Consider the following 18275-nt stretch of genomic DNA (forward strand, 5'->3'; position numbering starts at 1 on the left):
TCAATCTATTGCAGGGACTATGTAGGCCTGATAAGCATAGCGCATCAGGCAGTTTTACGTTTGCATAACCTCAGCGCCCGTTTCCGGGCGCTATTCACTTCTTATGCCTGAATAGCTGGCTGATCAAACGCCGTTAACTTCGGCGCATTGCCCGTATATTTTTCGATATACACCAGCGCAGAGTTACCGGCACAGGCATTTGCCAGCTGCGAGCTGGGGATATCCGCCGTTAACACGTTCGCACTGCCGTTTTTACACAAGCCATTTTCCAGATCTGGCCATGCACCTTCATGCACGCATACCACGCCTTTTTTGATCCCGTCAGTCACCACCGCGCCTGTCAGAATCTGACCACGTTTGTTCCACACACGCACCAGATCACCATTCGCAATACCAAAGCGAGCAGCATCTTCGGTGTGAATAGTGATTGGTTCACGATCTGCAACCGCATATTTTTTACGCAGTTCCGCATAGTTAAGCTGACTATGTAAACGGTGTGCCGGATGTGCGGTCAGAAGCTGCAACTGCTTCTCGTCGGCGGTACCCTTCCACTCATCAGGCGCAAGCCAGGTTGGGTGTGCCGGGCAATCCTTATAGCCAAATTTTTCCAGCGTTTTGGAGTAAATCTCAATTTTGCCGCTTGGCGTACCCAGCGCATTTTTCACCGGATCGGCGCGGAAATCAGCATAACGAACGTACTGTTCGTTCTTCTCGCTGCGGCGCATTTCGATCAGTTTATTTTGCTGCCAGAAGGCATTAAACATCGGCATAGTCACGCGTTGCGCACGAGCACCTTTCTGAGCGGCATCATAGAAAAATTTCAGCCACGCCATTTCATCTTTACCTTCGGTATAGATCTCTTTTCCGCCAGGTTTCAGTAATTCAGCAAGATCGGCAAATACGTCAAAATCGTTACGCGCTTCAAATTGCGGAGCAACAGCCTGCTTCATCGGCACAATATGCTGGTTGCTGTAATCACCGGTCATCGTCAAGTCATTGCGCTCAAACGATGTGGTGATCGGTAATACGATATCTGCATGTTTAGCAGCTGCGGTCCAGTAGCATTCAGAAACGACGATCATCTCCGGTTTCTGCCATGCTTTGATCAGACGATTAGTATCCTGGTGATGGGTAAAGTTACCGCCACCCGCCCACCAGATCATTTTGATATTCGGATACGTTTGTTCTTTACCGTTATGCTGATATTTGCCACCAGGATTTTCCAGCGCATCGACGATACGGGCAACAGGAATCGCCGTCATTCCGCCATCATCAGCGGCCTCGCTGGCCTGTCCGGCAATCGCCGCAGACATTTCCGGCAGCACGCCGCCAACACGCGTCGGATTGCCACCGTTGGAGTAATGATAAGAGAAACCAAAACCGCCGCCCGGTGTACCAATCTGCCCTAACATCGCCGCCAGCGTCACCAGCATCCAGTGTTTCTGTTCACCATATTGCTGGCGCTGAATTCCCCAGCCAGCCATCAGCATTGTGCGATTCGCCGCCATCAGTTCAGCGAGTTTGACTATCTGCGCTTCCGGTACGCCAGTAATTTCCGCCGCCCAGGCCGCGCTCTTCGGAGTATTATCGCTCTTACCTGTCAGATACTCTTCAAACTGCGGATACCCGGTGGTGTATTTTTCAAGGAACACTTTATCGTGTTTACCTTGTGTCATCAGGGTATGCGCAATCCCTAACATCAGTGCCACGTCGGTGCCCATATTCGGCGCGATCCAGGTGGCATTATCACCAAAGAACTCGATGGTTTCGGAGCGGATAGGATCAATGGCAATCACTGGTTTGCCAGATTTTTTCAGCTGATGGAAGTATTCCAGCCCTTGCTCATCGGTACTGCTCCAGGCAATTTTTAAGGTATTCAGCGGGTTCATCCCCCACAGCACCACAGCCTGGCTGTTTTCCAGAATCAGCGGCCAGGAGGTCTGCTGTTCATACACCTCTACAGAACCGACCACATGCGGCATGATCACCTGTGCTGCCCCGGTTGAATAATCGCCGCTATGCCCGGAATAACCGCCCGCCAGGTTCATATAACGTTGCAGTAAGGTTTGCGCTTTATGCAACACGCCAGAAGAGCGCCAGCCGTATGATCCGGCAAAAATAGCCGATGGTCCGTTAGCTTTGCGAATGCGATCGTGTTGCTCATGAATCAGTTTTAATGCTTGCTCCCAGCTCACCTGTACATAAGTATCTTCGCCACGACCTTTCGCCGGTTGCAGTGGATTATCGAGATAGCTTTTTCTTACCATCGGATGCTGAATACGTGCCGTGGTGTGTACCTGATCCGCCGCCGTAGACTGTAAGGAGTTCGGTATGGTTTTCGCCAGCGCGCCTGTCGAAGAAACAATCTTGCCGTCCTTCACTTCTACGCTCATCGCTCCCCAACGGCCCGCGGTGAGGATTTTACCGCCCTTCTCTTCTGCCCATGCGGGTAGCGGTGCTGCCGATGTCACCACCAGCGCCCCAGCGGCAATACCGCTGTGTTTAATAAATTCACGTCTTGTTAATGTCATAACTTCCTCCCTGATCAACGAGGATCACTGTTTCTCGGTAATATCTTTGGCGTTGTACTGGAAGTACCGCGTCAAAATGTCCAGTTCGTTTTCGCTCATGCTGGTTCGCGCACCCATTCCTTTGGCAATGGACGGCCATGCATTGACGGTGTAATGGTCAGCGGCAATAGGCGCATGGCAACCAGCGCAATAGGTATCGTCAAGTTTTTCAGCGTATTGCCATAGCGGTTTACGGTCCGCTAATGCGGGATCGGTAAGCGCACCCTGTAAAGACGCCTGACGCCATTGATTGCCGTATTCGTCAGCCTGCCATTCCCCGTTTACCGTGAGCGCCTTGATACCTTCTTCACTTAATGTGGCTAGCGCCAGCCGTTGACCTGCCGCCAGGTAGAGCGTGTTTTCACTGCCCTGCATTTGATAACCCTGCAACAGAACGATCGGCTGTTTGCCACTGGCATCAACGACGGTGAGATCGGCACCAGGATTCACGGTAGCCAGCTCGCCTATGCGAGAAGTTTTGAAAGGATAAATATGTGCGCCATTAGTCACTGAAGTAGCGGCCTGACTTTCCAGCTCATGCGCCGCGTTGTCATCCATTTTTATTTCTGGCGGAAAATGGGCAATGCCTTTATGACAATCGATACAGGTTTCGCCGCCCTTTTGTGCTTTGTTATGCATTTTCTGCGCAGATTCACTTTGCGAGGCAATATCCATGGCATCAAAAGAATGGCAACTACGGCACGTTGCAGAGTCAGTTGCTTTTAATTCTTTCCATACTGTTTCGGCCATTTCCTGGCGATGAGTTTCGAACTTATCGTCACTGTCTATTTTGCCGCTAACAAATTCATGATAAATATCTTTAGATGCTTTTAATTTAGCAAATAAATAATCCATCCCTGACTTTGGAATATGGCAATCGGCACATTCCGCACGTATCCCTTTCTGGTTCGAAAAGTGGACAGTTCCCTGATATTCCTCAAAAGGTTTACTCATCGAGTGGCAGGAAAGGCAAAATGCTGTATCCGACGTTTTATGTAAGGCTTTTTGCGCCAGCAATAACCCGCCGCCACCAACCACAACCGCTATCAGCAAAAACAATAACCCAATGCGTTTTTTCCCTCGCATAGATTCCTCTAAATAAATTCCAGAACACCGAAATCATTGTATAATTAAATACACAACGAATTAACCACTTGCATAACTCGGCACAACACTGCCTGAAATAATCGATAAAGAATATGATTTATTACAATGTAATCATTAATTGCTAAGGAATAACCCAGTTGCTATTTAGAATATATATTTATCAGTTTTAGCAATTTAAATCCCATAATCAATGTGAATATAAAAAATATTATTAGCACAACGCTATGTTCACTGTCACCCGCTCAACAGATCACGGTTATCGTTCGTTTTTTATACTGCTCAGGGATAAAAAAAGGCCCCTGTTGAAATTGCAGGGGCCTGGTACGAGCAAGCATCATATTGGGCGACATGATGCAACGGTAAAAATCATTTGGCCTGATGGCGTTCAATGATTCCTTTCATTTCAGCAACCGCCGCCCCGTCTACGATATAACGCGAATACTCGTCCGCGTGTTCATCTGATGACATGGACAATCCTTGATTACGATAACGCATCGGTGAGGCTTGCCACGCTCCCGCGGAGCTATGGACTTCCAGCACTCCGGCATCGAGGAAGTGGTGCAGGTTTTCTGCACGGACTCCTGCTCCGGCCATAATGATTGGAGCATCACGATGGGCAATAAGTTCCATAATTTTTGATAAACCTTGCAGTGAGTCTGATTTTTGCCCTGATGTCAGTACCCGGGCAATGCCCAATTCCGCAAGATTATTGAGTGTATATAAAGGGTTAGCGCACATATCGAAGGCGCGATGAAAAGTCACTGCCAGCGGACCGGCAGCAGCCATTATTTTTTCCATTCGTGGCATATCGACATTCCCGTCAACATCGAGAACGCCCGTCACCAGTCCAGGAAAACCTAATTCGCGGACCGTGCGCACATCCTCAAGAATGGCGGCAAACTCACCGTCGCTGTAGCAAAAATCACCACCGCGTGGGCGAATTATCGGATGCACAGGGATCGTCACCCGCTGGCGCACGGATTTCAGTACCCCCAACGACGGCGTTAAGCCCCCCTCTTTTGGGGCTGCGCATAATTCAACTCTGTCTGCGCCGTTTTGCTGCGCCGTTAGTGCACATTCCATGCTGTAACAGCAAATTTCCAGTAATGCCATTTTTGCTCCTTAATTACGCTGACTGCTCGCTGGCAACGATCTCTTCAATGGACCACGGATGAAACTTAATAGTTGTTTTGCCATCGGTGACCGCCAGCGTCGGATTCGGTAATCGCTCATGCTCACCTTTTGGTGAACTGGTTTTAACTGAGATCCCCGGTAGGCTGAGTCCTTCATCAGAAAGCAAAGCCAGCGCACGGGCATTCAGCGTTTCTGGATCACCCGGCAGAACGATTTCAATATGTTCCCAACCTTCGTGTGGGTAACGTTTTTCCCCGGGCCACGGTAGCTCCACAATAGAAAACTGCCAGTGCGCAACCTGTACCGGTTCATGCAATTTAAACAGACAAATCGGTCTGCCATTGATCATATTTTCTGACAAAAGCTCGCCACACTGTTCAAACCCGCGACGCCAGCGCTCAGCGGTGACGTTTTGATGGCAACGCAAAGAAATGTGATCGGCAGTCAGCGGAGTGATATTCAACCCCAGACGGCGGGAAAGTTCATCTAATGCGTGGGTAAATCGCGGTAAATCCGATGCAATATCCTGCAGCTCATCGATAGATTGCCAGTTCGCCATAATCACTCTTCGTCTTTCAGTAAAAGCGTTAATTTACCCTGTTGCCCTGTGTCAACCAACCGCTGATTTCACGCCGCTTCTGATGCAATAGTGAAAACGGCAATACGCCACGCGCACGTTGCTGACGAAAACAGCCATTTGCAGTATACTCCCGCCCTAATTTCTTTAACTGGTGCGGGCAATTTTTGCTCGCTTCATCAATGTAAGGTATTCCGGTGAATATTCAGGCTCTTCTCTCAGAAAAAGTCCGTCAGGCCATGATTGCGGCAGGCGCGCCTGCGGATTGCGAACCGCAGGTTCGTCAGTCAGCAAAAGTTCAGTTCGGCGACTATCAGGCTAACGGCATGATGGCAGTTGCTAAAAAACTGGGTATGGCACCGCGACAATTAGCAGAGCAGGTGCTGACTCATCTGGATCTTAACGGTATCGCCAGCAAAGTTGAGATCGCCGGTCCAGGCTTTATCAACATTTTCCTTGATCCGGCATTCCTGGCTGAACATGTTCAGCAGGCGCTGGCGTCCGATCGTCTCGGTGTTGCTACGCCAGAAAAACAGACCATTGTGGTTGACTACTCTGCGCCAAACGTGGCGAAAGAGATGCACGTCGGTCACCTGCGCTCTACCATTATTGGTGACGCAGCAGTGCGTACTCTGGAGTTCCTCGGTCACAAAGTGATTCGCGCAAACCACGTCGGCGACTGGGGCACTCAGTTCGGTATGCTGATTGCATGGCTGGAAAAGCAGCAGCAGGAAAACGCCGGTGAAATGGAGCTGGCTGACCTTGAAGGTTTCTACCGCGATGCGAAAAAGCATTACGACGAAGATGAAGAGTTTGCCGAGCGTGCACGTAACTACGTGGTAAAACTGCAAAGCGGTGACGAATATTTCCGCGAGATGTGGCGCAAACTGGTCGACATCACCATGACGCAGAACCAGATCACCTACGATCGTCTCAACGTGACGCTGACCCGTGATGACGTGATGGGCGAAAGCCTCTACAACCCGATGCTGCCAGGAATTGTGGCGGATCTCAAAGCCAAAGGTCTGGCAGTAGAAAGCGAAGGGGCGACCGTCGTATTCCTTGATGAGTTTAAAAACAAGGAAGGCGAACCGATGGGCGTGATCATTCAGAAGAAAGATGGCGGCTATCTCTACACCACCACTGATATCGCCTGTGCGAAATATCGTTATGAAACACTGCATGCCGATCGCGTGCTATATTACATCGACTCCCGTCAGCATCAACACCTGATGCAGGCATGGGCGATCGTCCGTAAAGCAGGCTATGTACCGGAATCCGTACCGCTGGAACACCACATGTTCGGCATGATGCTGGGTAAAGACGGCAAACCGTTCAAAACCCGCGCGGGTGGTACAGTGAAACTGGCCGATCTGCTGGATGAAGCCCTGGAACGTGCACGCCGTCTGGTGGCAGAAAAGAACCCGGATATGCCAGCTGACGAGCTGGAAAAACTGGCTAACGCGGTTGGTATTGGTGCGGTGAAATATGCGGATCTCTCCAAAAACCGCACCACAGACTACATCTTCGACTGGGACAACATGCTGGCGTTTGAGGGTAATACCGCGCCATACATGCAGTATGCTTACACGCGTGTATTGTCCGTGTTCCGTAAGGCAGAAATTAACGAAGAGCAACTGGCTGCAGCTCCGGTAATCATCCGTGAAGATCGTGAAGCGCAACTGGCAGCTCGCCTGCTGCAGTTTGAAGAAACCCTCACCGTGGTTGCCCGTGAAGGCACGCCGCATGTGATGTGTGCTTACCTGTACGATCTGGCTGGTCTGTTCTCTGGCTTCTACGAGCACTGCCCGATCCTCAGCGCAGAAAACGAAGAAGTGCGTAACAGCCGTCTGAAACTGGCACAACTGACAGCGAAGACGCTAAAGCTGGGTCTGGATACGCTGGGTATTGAGACAGTAGAGCGTATGTAATCGATTTTTCGTGAGAGTAAAGCCTGATCAGGGTTACCTGATCAGGCTTTTTTATTGCCATCTAAATGTATTCTGAAAATGGACATGCCATTGTTTTCTGACTGTTGGATAAGAGGCCAGAAGCGTAATATCCGGCCCCAGGGAAACGATAACGGTTGAATTTAAGGAATACCGCAGTGTTTAAATTTCTTGTATTAACATTAGGCATTATCTCTTGCCAGGCTTACGCAGAAGATACGGTTATAGTAAACGACCATGACATTTCAGCCATCAAAGATTGTTGGCAAAAAAATTCAGATGATGATACTGACATTAACGTGATCAAATCATGCCTGCGACAAGAATACAATCTCGTCGATGCGCAATTAAATAAAGCCTATGGTGAAGCTTATCGTTATATAGAACAAGTGCCACGCACAGGTGTAAAAAAACCTGATACCGAACAACTTAACTTGCTTAAAAAATCACAGCGAGCCTGGCTGGATTTTAGGGACAAAGAATGTGAATTAATCCTTTCAAATGAGGACGTTCAGGATTTAAGTGACCCTTATTCTGAATCAGAATGGCTCTCATGTATGATCATACAGACCAATACGCGAACTCGCCAGTTGCAGCTATACCATAACTCTGAAGATTTTTATCCAAGCCCTTTGACAAGAGGATAATTCACATCTTTTTGGCATGTTTTGTTGCAAGCTATTCCTGATAAATAATTGCAACAAGACATCGAGCCTTTTTCACTGAGTTATTAAACATACTCGCGAGCGCGTAATTTTTTTGTCCTTCAGCGATAATTCACAATCACTTCATTACGTTGTACCTTTAGCGGTGGAATTAACCGCCCACCGCCTGGCACTTCCCAGATAAATCGCAACGGTTCTGCTGCCGCTATACCGGAAAAGGCCACGGTGGTTCCGCTCTGCCCCTCTAATTCGACACAACGAGATTGCGAACACAAGCGAACCCGCAGTCCTGAAGGTGTCGGGCCGATAAGCTGATAACGCCACGCTACCAGCGTCATCAATCCTGAAGCAGGTTGTCGCGTAGAAAGAGGCGCAGACGACATCGACTCACCGCGATGATTTAGCGTAATTCCTACACTACTTGCCTGCCACATCCCCTCCCCGGCGGCTTGCACCAGCAGCGGAAACAATAATATTGCTAATAAGGTTCTCATTATTTGCCGCCAATTGTCGCCGTCATGCGGATATGTCGGTTATCAGACAGTTCCAGATTCGACAGGACCACTAACTGCGGCAAGCTGCGGCGCAGGAAGCGAGACAATAATGGTCGCAGCGCGTGGTTCACCAACAATACTGGCGGCGCACCCAGCATCTCCTGACGGGATAGCGCTTCCTGAGTTTGCGCCAGTAAACGATCCGCCAGCCCTGGCTCCAGTCCTCCCCCGCCCTGCAGCGCCTGTAGTAACAAACGTTCCAGCGGTGTATCGAGGCCAATAACATGGACTTCATCTTTGCCAGGAAACCACTGCTGGGTAATCGCCCGTCCCAACGCCACGCGCACGACGGCGGTTAATTCATGTGGATCGCTTTGGATGGGCGCATGTTCCGCCAGCGTTTCGAGAATGGTGCGCATATCGCGAATCGGTACTTTTTCATCGAGGAGATTTTGCAGCACTTTATGCAGTGTGGTGAGCGTGACGACGCCAGGAACGAGATCTTCCGTCAGCTTTGGCATCTCCTGGGCGACGCGATCCAACAGCTGTTGCGCCTCCTGACGACCAAACAGCTCTGCGGCATGCTGGCTAATGAGGTGGTTAAGATGCGTTGCTACCACCGTGCTGGCCTCAACCACTGTGTACCCCTGAATCTGCGCCTGTTCTTTTAGCGCACTTTCAATCCAGATAGCATTCAGGCCAAATGCCGGATCGACGGTCGCCTCACCAGGTAACGTCCCGGCAGCGGTTCCAGGGTTAATCGCCAGCCAGCGCCCCGGATAAGCATCACCACTGCCAATCTCCACGCCTTTCATCAAAATGCGATAGCGGGCAGGTTGCAGATCCATATTGTCGCGAATGTGCACCACTGGCGGCAGAAATCCCATCTCCTGGGCAAATTTCTTGCGGATACTGCGTATACGGCCCAACAACTCACCATCCTGCTGGAAATCGACCATCGGGATCAGTCGATAACCCACTTCCATTCCCAGAGAATCTTCCAGTTGTACATCGTTCCACGTCGCTTCGACAACGGTATTATTCTCTGCCATTTTTACCGGTTTGGGTTCGGCAGGCGCTTTTTGTTCGCGTCCGCGTATCCACCAGGCCAGCCCCAGCAATCCGGCAGTGAACAGCAAAAATACCAGGTTCGGCATTCCAGGCACCAGGCCGAGTAAACCGAGCACGGCGGCGCTTAACAACATAACGCTTGGGTTACTGAAAAGCTGATTCACCATCTGCTCGCCAACATCCTGATCGGTGCTGACACGCGTAACGATGACCCCCGCGGCGGTAGAAATCACCAGCGCTGGAATTTGTGCCACCAGACCGTCGCCAATGGTCAATAGCGTATAACTTTCCGCCGCGTGTCCCATGCTCATGCCATGTTGCAGCACGCCGACCAGCAACCCGCCGACAACGTTAATGACCATGATGAGGATCCCGGCGATGGCATCGCCGCGAACAAACTTACTTGCCCCGTCCATTGAGCCGTAAAAATCGGCTTCCTGAGTCACTTCGGAGCGGCGTTTTTTCGCCTCATCTTCACCAATCAATCCAGCGTTAAGGTCGGCGTCAATCGCCATCTGCTTACCCGGCATACCATCGAGAACAAAGCGCGCACCCACTTCTGCGATACGCCCGGCACCTTTGGTAATGACCATAAAGTTGATGATCACGAGAATGACAAACACCACGATACCGATAGCGAAATTGCCACCAACGAGGAAGTGACCGAATGCTTCGACCACCTTCCCAGCCGCCGCCGCGCCGGTATGCCCTTCCATCAAAATGATACGGGTTGAAGCCACGTTAAGTGCCAGACGCAACAACGTAGTAAACAACAGAATGGTCGGAAACGCAGCAAACTCAAGCGTGCGCTGGGTAAACATCGCCACCAGCAACACCATGATCGACAAGGCAATATTGAAGGTAAACAACAGGTCGAGTATGAATGCGGGCAGTGGCAGCACCATCATCGACAAGATCAACAGGATCAAAATCGGTCCGGCAAGGATCTGCCATTGTGTCGATTTCAGGTTTGCGGGCAGGCGCAGCATCGCGGCCAGATTACTCATGGGTCGGTTTCTCGTTAATAAAATCCAGGGCTTCCGGCACCGGAAGATGAGTAGGTTGTACAGGGCGCTGTCCACCAGCCAGACGCCAGCGTTTCAGTTGCCAGACCCAGGCCAGCACTTCCGCCACCGCGGCGTACAGTTGACCCGGGATTTGTTGACCAATCTCCGCATGTCGATACAGCGCTCGCGCCAGCGGCGGCGCTTCAAGCGTCGGGACGTTATTTTCAGCGCCAATTTCACGAATGCGCAGCGCGACCAGCCCTGCACCTTTAGCGACCACTTTCGGTGCGCTCATTTTGTTTTCGTCATACTGCAACGCTACCGAATAGTGGGTCGGGTTATTGACAATGACATCCGCTTTCGGCACATCGGCCATCATCCGACGCCGTGCAGCAGCTCGCTGCATCTGACGGATCCGCCCTTTAACATGAGGGTCACCTTCGCTTTGTTTGAACTCATCACGAATATCCTGCCGTGACATACGCAGCTTTTTCAGGTGGCTGAATATTTGGAAAAAGACGTCAAATCCCACCATTGGAATGACACCAAGCACCACCAGCAGTGCGCATAGCCCTACCAAATCCATCGCATTACCCATGGCGGTAATCGGAGACTCGGCCATCAAGCGCATCATCTGCGGCCAGTGATGCCAGAGAAAAAACCCCGTCACGCTGCCAACCAGGATGGTTTTCAAAATTGCTTTAAGCAACTCCGCGCCAGTCTGAGCCGAGAACATCCGTTTAATGCCCGGTAGCGGGTTGAGTTTGGAAAACTTCGGCTGCAAGGATTTGCCGCTAAATACCAGCCCTCCCAGCATGACCGGAGAAATGAGCGCCACCAGCACCACGCCGCTAATCAGCGGCAGCAGCGCCAGCATGGCTTCTCTGATCAGCAGAATAATCTGCCCGAGGATCAGATTCGGGTCATTGATAATACTGTGATCAAAATGCAGCCCAGCGGAGAGCATGCCCGACAATCGACGGGCCAGCGACACACCGCCAAACCAGATAACACTAACGCCCACCAGCAAAATCAGCAGTGAGGTCAGTTCACGGGAACGCGGGATTTGCCCCTCTTCCCGCGCTTTTTCTAGTCGGTGAGGTGTGGGGGCTTCTGTTTTGTCGTCGCTCTCGTCAGACACGTCGCCAATCCTGGAAAGAGTATTAAGCGTGAATGATGCCAGAGCGCAAAGCGTTCAATGGTTTGAGTAAGGGGCAAAACAGGCGGGATTTAGGGCTTTTGCTGCCACACATCAAGCATAGTGTGCGTTTGTCGGATGCGGCGTCATCGCCTTATCAGACCGCCTGATATGACGTGGTCACGCCACATCAGGCAATACAAATCAAAATCCAAGACTATCCAACAAATCGTCCACCTGATCCTGACTGGCTACCACACCGGCTTTGCTGGTATCGACCTGAGGTCCATTAAGCAAACTCTGGTTTTCACGTTTTGGACGCGACTCCTGTTCCGGGATGTTTTCCAACAGCACCATCAGCAACTGGCGTTCGATCTCCTGAATGACATCCATCATCCGCTTAATGACCTGCCCGGTGAGATCCTGAAAATCCTGCGCCATCATGATTTCCAGCAGTTGCGCGTTAGTAAAGCTGGTATGCGCGGGTACATCTGCCAGAAATTGTCGTGTATCTGTTACCAGTTCACGGGCGTCGGCAAGGTCAATCGGATCGGCAAACCAGTCATCCCAACGTTGGGTTAACGCTTTTGCTGATTTCTCCATTTGATCCTGATGCGGTTGTGACGCCTCAACACTGTTCAGCGCCCGCTCCGCAGCCTGGGCGGTCATCTGCACAACATAGTACAAACGATCGCGCGCATCGGGGATGGCTTCCGCCGCTTCGGCAATGGCCTGATCCAGCCCCAGTTCCCGCAAACTGTCGCGCAGCATACGCGTCAGGCTGCCGATGCGCGCAATGATATCGCCAGCTGAATGCTCGTCAGCAGGTTTGATTGATGGTTGCATCATAGTCGCATCCTCACATGCCCAGTTTCTCAAAGATTTTGTTGAGTTTTTCCTCCAGCGTCGCGGCGGTAAATGGCTTCACCACATAGCCACTGGCCCCCGCTTGCGCCGCAGCAATGATGTTCTCTTTCTTCGCTTCTGCAGTCACCATTAACACTGGCAATGCCGACATCGCGCCATCCGCACGAATTGTTTTCAGCAATTCCAGGCCATCCATATTGGGCATGTTCCAGTCGGAGATAACAAATCCATAACCGCCTGCCTGCAACTTATTGAGAGCGTCGACGCCATCTTCCGCTTCCTCAACATTATTGAATCCCAGCTCTTTCAGCAGGTTACGCACTATGCGTCGCATGGTGGAAAAGTCATCCACAACCAAAAATTTAAGTTCTTTATCCGCCATTTCACACTCCTGATTTAAATACGTATCGCCTGTCCGGCACTAATTTTTGCCAACATTTGCTGGCTTACCTGGCTAAGATCGACCACTTCGCAGACACCACCCATATTGATGGCCTCGCGCGGCATGCCGAACACCACGCAACTTGCTTCGTTTTGCGCAAGGGTCCATGCCCCCGCCTGACGCATCGCCAACATTCCCGCCGCGCCGTCGTTGCCCATACCGGTCAGGATCACCCCAACCGCATTACGCCCCGCCTGTTTGGCGACAGAATGGAACAACACATCTACCGAAGGCCGATGACGGTTAACCGCCGGGCCATCGTGAATTTTGATTTGGTAATTTGCGCCACTACGCGACAGCTCCATATGCCGATCGCCCGGCGCAATATAGGCATGCCCCGGCAAGACACGTTCTCCGTCTTCGGCTTCTTTAACCCCGATCTGGCAAAGCTTATTAAGTCTGTCGGCAAAAGAGCGGGTGAAACCGGGCGGCATATGTTGGGTAATTAACAATGCCGGGCTGGAAAGCGGCAACGGTTGCAGTACGTGACGAATTGCCTCAGTTCCACCCGTTGAAGCACCAATCGCAATCAGTTTTTCAGAACTCAACAACGGACCCGCCTTCAGCGTTGTCGGTGCTGACAATGGCTTATGTGCTGCAAGGCTCGCCTTTGCTGCCGTACGCACCTTTTCAGCAATCATTTCGCTATACGCCAGCATTCCTTCGCGAATACCCAGTTGCGGTTTGGTGACAAAATCTATTGCCCCCAGCTCCAGCGCGCGCAGCGTGACTTCTGATCCTTTGCCGGTCAAGGAAGAAACCATCACAACGGGCATTGGACGCAAACGCATTAATTTTTCGAGGAAATCCAGTCCGTCCATCCGCGGCATTTCAACATCCAGCGTCAGCACATCGGGATTGAATTTCTTAATCAAGTCACGCGCGACCAGCGGATCAGGCGCGGTCGCCACCATTTCCATGTCGCTATGGCTGTTGATGATTTCTGTCATGATCTGGCGCATCAGTGCCGAATCATCGACAGATAACACCCTGATTTTGCTCATCGTTAATCCTTACTTAGCGCATACACCGTCTGACCACGCAGCGTGAAGCGGCGCTCAAGGTGGCTAAAGTTTTCAGAGTGACCCGCAAACAGCAATCCGTCGGGTTTAAGGAGCGGAACAAAGCGGCGCAAAATCTCCTGCTGGGTATTTTGATCGAAGTAGATCATGACGTTACGACAGAAGATCGCATCAAACGGCCCCGGCACGGTGTACTGTTTCGCCAGTAGATTCAGCGGGGCAAAATCAACATAGTTCGCCAGCTCCTGACGCACGCGTACCAGCCCTTCATGCGGTCCCGTCCCTCGCATGAAATACCGTTGCAGTTGCTGCGGCGTCAGGTTTTTCAACTCTTCATGGCGATAAATACCGCTTCTGGCTTTTTCCAACACTTCGGTGTCGATATCACTGGCAAACACTTTCCAGCGTCCGGGCGCGGTGCCCAATATGTCAGCCAGCGTCATCGCAATGCTGTACGGCTCTTCGCCGGTCGAAGCCGCCGCGCTCCATACGCGATACTCGCCAGAACGGCGACGTGCGTGATCCGCGAGCAGAGGGAAATGGTGTGCCTCACGGAAAAATGCCGTCAGATTCGTGGTCAGCGAATTGATAAACGCCTGCCACTCACCGCTGTGCTGATTAGATTCCAGCAAGTTCAGATAATGACCGAAATCCGTCAGTCCCAGCGAACGCAAACGACGAACCAGTCGGTTGTAAACCATGTCGCGTTTATGGTCAGCCAGAACGATCCCGGCTCGTTGATAGATCAATTGACTTATCCGCCGAAAATGCGCGTCGGAAAGCGCCAGGCGCTCGGTCATCTGTAACAATAAAGACGTTTGCCCACAGGGCAGAGATGAAGTCATAGCGCCTTCTCAATCACTTCAGGATACCACTGGCGCAATTTGTAACTGCGCCGACTCATGTCGTGCTACTTCATGTTCTTCAAGGGTAAATACCGCCACACGCGACGAAAGATGGTCGGCCTGATTCGCCAGTTGTTCCGTTGCCACCGCCGCTTCTTCTACCAGCGAGGCGTTCTGCTGAGTCACCTGATCCATCTGGCTGACAGCCTGTGCAACCTGCTCAATCCCCCGCTGTTGTTCTTCCGACGCAGAGGCAATTTCTCCCATAATGTCGTTCACGCGGGTCACCGAACTGACAATATCGATCATGGTCGCGGCGGCGTTATTCACCAGTTTCGAACCCTGCTGGACACGATTGACTGACTCTTCGATCAGCCCTTTGATCTCTTTTGCTGCCTGCGCGCTACGGCTGGCAAGATTGCGCACTTCACCTGCCACTACCGCAAAACCACGCCCCTGCTCTCCGGCGCGAGCCGCTTCCACTGCCGCATTCAGGGCCAGAATATTGGTCTGGAAAGCAATTCCGTCGATAACGCTGATAATGTCGCCAATTTTTTGCGAGCTGGTGGCGATCTCCTGCATGGTGTGAGTCATGGTACTGACCTGAACACCGCCCGCCTGCGCCGTTGTCGCGGCATTTTTTGCCAGTTCCGACGCCTGTCGTGCGTTATCGGCGTTTTGCCCTACCGTGGCGGTTAATTGCTCCATACTGGCGGCCGTTTGTGCCAGCGATGCCGCCTGCTGTTCGGTACGACTTGAGAGATCGTTATTGCCTGCGACAATCTCCGCGATACCAATGTGCATCTCCTGGCTTCCCTTACGCACATCACTTACCGTCCCACGCAAAGCCTGCTGCATGGTCTTCAGACTGGCAAAAATGGCGGTGATCTCATTACGACCATATACCGCAATCGGACGCGCCAGATTACCCGCAGCAATGCTGTCAAAATGGCTACCGATAATGGCCAGTGGTTGAACAATCATCTTGCGCGTCCACCACAGCGCACTGCTGATGTAGATCGCCGCAACAATAATCATGCTGATAAACACCAGTGCCGAAATCTGATAGTTACGCTGGCTTTGCGCACTGGCGGCTTCCAGCACATGGTTGATCTCCAGCTGCCAGGCCTCAAAGTTAACGTCAAACGCATTCTGTGATCCCTGCACCGGCGCAGTGAGGAAATCCGAAAGTTGATTACTTTCAAGCCAGGTCGCCTGATGTTCGAGATCGTTGTGCCAGCGGGCAAAACTTTTCTCCGTCTCTTTTTGCAATCCCCTGACGTGCTCGTTGCCCGCAGTCATCGCCATAAAACTTTTAAACAGCGTGGTGGATTGCGTCAGACTGGCGCGCGCCGTCGTCATCAACGTTTTAATGTCATCCGCCGGATAGCTAAGTGCCGTCAGAGTGCCCGCTTTGTTCAGCGCGGTACTGGCCTGTAACATTACCGCCCGAGTTTGCGCTAATGCCGCACGTTGCTGATTGCTCTGCTCGACCTGATTCAGTCGTTGCAAATCGTCGCGAAATGCCCAAAAAGACATGCCGTTACTGCCAATCTGCAAGATCCCGCAGAGAATCAAAATTAAAAACAGCGTGGTCGAAATTCGAATACGATTAAACATCAACGCTCCCCATCAGGCGGCAATGACCGCGTTAGTAAATACTCGTCAAAATGTTTCCCAGTTTGGATCTTGTTCAGCAATTCGCAGTCGTGGCTGTGCCGGTGGTTGCTCACTGGCAGGACGGGATGGTGTTTGCGGTTTATTGGTGAGTGGGCTGGCTGCCAGACGGAACGCGGAAACCGCTTGCGTTAAACGACTCGCCTGTTCTTCCAGCGCAGCGGCGGCGGCAGCTGATTCCTGCACCAGCGATGCGTTCTGTTGCGTGACGCGATCCATTTCCGAAACCGCCAATGCGACTTGATCGATGCCACGGCTCTGTTCATCCGATGCCGATGCAATCTCGCCCATAATGTCAGTCACGCGAGTGACAGCATTGACGATATTGTTCATTGTTTCCCCGGCGCTTTCGACCAGCACCGAACCGGTATCAACGCGTGAGACGGAGTCTTCAATGAGGGCTTTGATCTCTTTTGCCGCCTGGGCGCTGCGACTGGCAAGATTACGCACTTCACCCGCCACCACGGCAAAACCACGGCCCTGTTCACCCGCACGCGCGGCTTCAACCGCGGCATTCAGCGCGAGGATATTAGTCTGGAAGGCAATACCGTCGATAACGCTGATAATGTCGGCAATTTTCTTCGAACTATCGGCGATCTCATGCATCGTTTTCACTACGCCATCCACCACTTTGCCGCCGTGCTGGGCGGTGTCGGAGGCACTTTGCGCCAGTTGCGAGGCCTGGCGGGCGTTATCGGCGTTTTGCTTCACTGTCGCGGTGAGCTGCTCCATGCTGGCGGCAGTTTCTTCCAGCGCGGATGCCTGCTGTTCAGTACGGGAGGAAAGATCGGTGTTGCCCGCCGCAATTTCACGGGTACCGGCATAGATGGCATCTGAACCTTCGCGGACATGAGTGACGGTGTCAGTCAAAGAGCGTTGCATATGTGAAACGCTCTGCGCCAGGTCGCCCATTTCACTGCGCCCGTCAATGGTCAGGGTATTCGCCAGGTTACCACCGGCGATTTCGCGAATGTGAGCAATAATTTTTGCCAGCGGAGTAAGCAACATACGGCGAATGCCGTACCACGCCACCAGCAGAATCAATACCACCACCAGCGCGATAACCGCCAGTTGCCACTGGGCAAATCGGTAATCATCTGCGTTGTCAGTGACGATATCGCGATACAGTTTTTCACTGCTGAGGGCGTACTGAGCAAACGCTTCGCCCATTGCATTTTGCATTCCCTGGGTTGGCTGAGCGAAATAAGCTCCAGTATTGCCATAATCTAGATAATCAATCAGTTCAGTTAACGCTGTGTAATAGTTTTTATATTTTTCATCAATATTACGACTGGTAGCGACCATTTCAGGTAACGGTGCCATGCTTTTGAATTTTTTATAATGCGTCGCTGCCTGCGCCAATGTTTTCCTGGCGCTATCGAGCAATTCAACTTTGGCGTTACTTTGTTGATTGGAGGAATCCATCATCATCCGTACCGCTGAACGACTCAGGTTAATGCGCGTTTGCAGCATTAAATCCCAGGTTGACGTCAGCTCGCCCTGCTGTTCCCGTAATTGATTGGAAACCACAAAGCTCTTCTGGCTATGGTGAAGGGAAGAAAAAAACAGACTGCCGGAAATAAGCTGTAACAGTGCGAATACCCCCAGCACCATTACCAACAGCGTGACTACGCGGATACGGTTAATCATAAGGCACCTTCCTGAAAACAAGTTGATCTCGTTATCGGCAAGGAGGGGGGAAACTTTATT

General features: G+C 51.6%; 16 protein-coding genes. 2 read left to right on the plus strand and 14 right to left on the minus strand.

Annotated elements, in window-relative coordinates:
- Positions 1 to 101: 101 nt before the first annotated feature.
- The 4 genes from torZ to ACJHXA_RS08125 all read right to left on the minus strand — a co-directional run bounded on the left by torZ (position 102) and on the right by ACJHXA_RS08125 (position 5370).
- Positions 102 to 2531 carry a trimethylamine N-oxide reductase TorZ gene (torZ, locus tag ACJHXA_RS08110; protein ID WP_000176849.1) on the minus strand — a complete coding sequence of 810 codons (2430 nt, stop codon included), beginning with the start codon at positions 2529 to 2531 and terminating at the stop codon, positions 102 to 104.
- 24 nt (positions 2532 to 2555) lie between these two features.
- Positions 2556 to 3656, minus strand: coding sequence for a NapC/NirT family cytochrome c (locus ACJHXA_RS08115; protein ID WP_001214298.1), 1101 nt, complete (start codon positions 3654 to 3656; stop codon positions 2556 to 2558).
- A 387-nt stretch (positions 3657 to 4043) separates the two neighbouring features.
- Positions 4044 to 4790, minus strand: coding sequence for a copper homeostasis protein CutC (gene cutC, locus ACJHXA_RS08120; RefSeq protein ID WP_001185742.1), 747 nt, complete (start codon positions 4788 to 4790; stop codon positions 4044 to 4046).
- 13 nt (positions 4791 to 4803) lie between these two features.
- Complete coding sequence (locus ACJHXA_RS08125; protein WP_001326063.1) at positions 4804 to 5370, minus strand: VOC family protein; 567 nt, start codon at positions 5368 to 5370, stop codon at positions 4804 to 4806.
- A 215-nt stretch (positions 5371 to 5585) separates the two neighbouring features.
- On the opposite strand from ACJHXA_RS08125, the gene argS reads away from it, so the two are divergent.
- The gene (gene argS / locus ACJHXA_RS08130; RefSeq protein WP_001025326.1) at positions 5586 to 7319 is read left to right on the plus strand and encodes an arginine--tRNA ligase; all 1734 of its coding nucleotides are present in this window, start codon (positions 5586 to 5588) and stop codon (positions 7317 to 7319) included.
- A 41-nt stretch (positions 7320 to 7360) separates the two neighbouring features.
- Here the strand turns inward: argS and yecV are convergent, their stop codons facing one another.
- Positions 7361 to 7405 carry a protein YecV gene (yecV, locus tag ACJHXA_RS08135; protein ID WP_211180499.1) on the minus strand — a complete coding sequence of 15 codons (45 nt, stop codon included), beginning with the start codon at positions 7403 to 7405 and terminating at the stop codon, positions 7361 to 7363.
- A 90-nt stretch (positions 7406 to 7495) separates the two neighbouring features.
- Here yecV and ACJHXA_RS08140 point away from each other — a divergent pair, with 90 nt between their 5' ends.
- Complete coding sequence (locus ACJHXA_RS08140; RefSeq protein WP_001315683.1) at positions 7496 to 7984, plus strand: lysozyme inhibitor LprI family protein; 489 nt, start codon at positions 7496 to 7498, stop codon at positions 7982 to 7984.
- A 119-nt stretch (positions 7985 to 8103) separates the two neighbouring features.
- Here the strand turns inward: ACJHXA_RS08140 and flhe are convergent, their stop codons facing one another.
- The 9 genes from flhe to tar form a co-directional block, all read right to left on the minus strand.
- The gene (gene flhe / locus ACJHXA_RS08145; protein WP_001259583.1) at positions 8104 to 8496 is read right to left on the minus strand and encodes a flagellar protein FlhE; all 393 of its coding nucleotides are present in this window, start codon (positions 8494 to 8496) and stop codon (positions 8104 to 8106) included.
- Entirely contained in the window at positions 8496 to 10574 is a 2079-nt protein-coding gene (flhA, locus tag ACJHXA_RS08150; RefSeq protein ID WP_000066983.1) for a flagellar biosynthesis protein FlhA, read from the minus strand. The genes flhe and flhA overlap by 1 nt, the downstream gene beginning before the upstream one ends.
- Complete coding sequence (gene flhB, locus ACJHXA_RS08155) at positions 10567 to 11715, minus strand: flagellar biosynthesis protein FlhB (protein ID WP_001278954.1); 1149 nt, start codon at positions 11713 to 11715, stop codon at positions 10567 to 10569. Before flhB ends, flhA begins: the two co-directional genes overlap by 8 nt.
- A 201-nt stretch (positions 11716 to 11916) precedes the next feature.
- Positions 11917 to 12561 carry a protein phosphatase CheZ gene (cheZ, locus tag ACJHXA_RS08160; RefSeq protein WP_000983609.1) on the minus strand — a complete coding sequence of 215 codons (645 nt, stop codon included), beginning with the start codon at positions 12559 to 12561 and terminating at the stop codon, positions 11917 to 11919.
- Positions 12562 to 12571: 10 nt separating this feature from the next.
- A complete protein-coding gene (cheY, locus tag ACJHXA_RS08165) occupies positions 12572 to 12961 on the minus strand; it encodes a chemotaxis response regulator CheY (RefSeq protein WP_000763867.1) in 390 nt (129 codons plus the stop codon).
- 14 nt (positions 12962 to 12975) lie between these two features.
- Positions 12976 to 14025 (minus strand): protein-glutamate methylesterase/protein glutamine deamidase, encoded by a 1050-nt coding sequence (cheB, locus tag ACJHXA_RS08170; protein ID WP_000036378.1) that lies wholly within the window; start codon positions 14023 to 14025, stop codon positions 12976 to 12978.
- Positions 14026 to 14027: 2 nt separating this feature from the next.
- Positions 14028 to 14888, minus strand: a complete 861-nt coding sequence (gene cheR / locus ACJHXA_RS08175) for a protein-glutamate O-methyltransferase CheR (protein ID WP_165471958.1) — start codon at positions 14886 to 14888, stop codon at positions 14028 to 14030.
- A gap of 18 nt (positions 14889 to 14906) precedes the next feature.
- A complete protein-coding gene (gene tap / locus ACJHXA_RS08180) occupies positions 14907 to 16508 on the minus strand; it encodes a methyl-accepting chemotaxis protein IV (protein WP_001402286.1) in 1602 nt (533 codons plus the stop codon).
- A gap of 45 nt (positions 16509 to 16553) precedes the next feature.
- Entirely contained in the window at positions 16554 to 18215 is a 1662-nt protein-coding gene (gene tar, locus ACJHXA_RS08185; protein WP_001297437.1) for a methyl-accepting chemotaxis protein II, read from the minus strand.
- Positions 18216 to 18275 lie beyond the last annotated feature (60 nt).

It is taken from the genome of Escherichia sp. WS33, assembly GCF_046486385.1.
In the GTDB taxonomy this organism is placed as follows: Bacteria; Pseudomonadota; Gammaproteobacteria; order Enterobacterales; family Enterobacteriaceae; genus ECMA0423.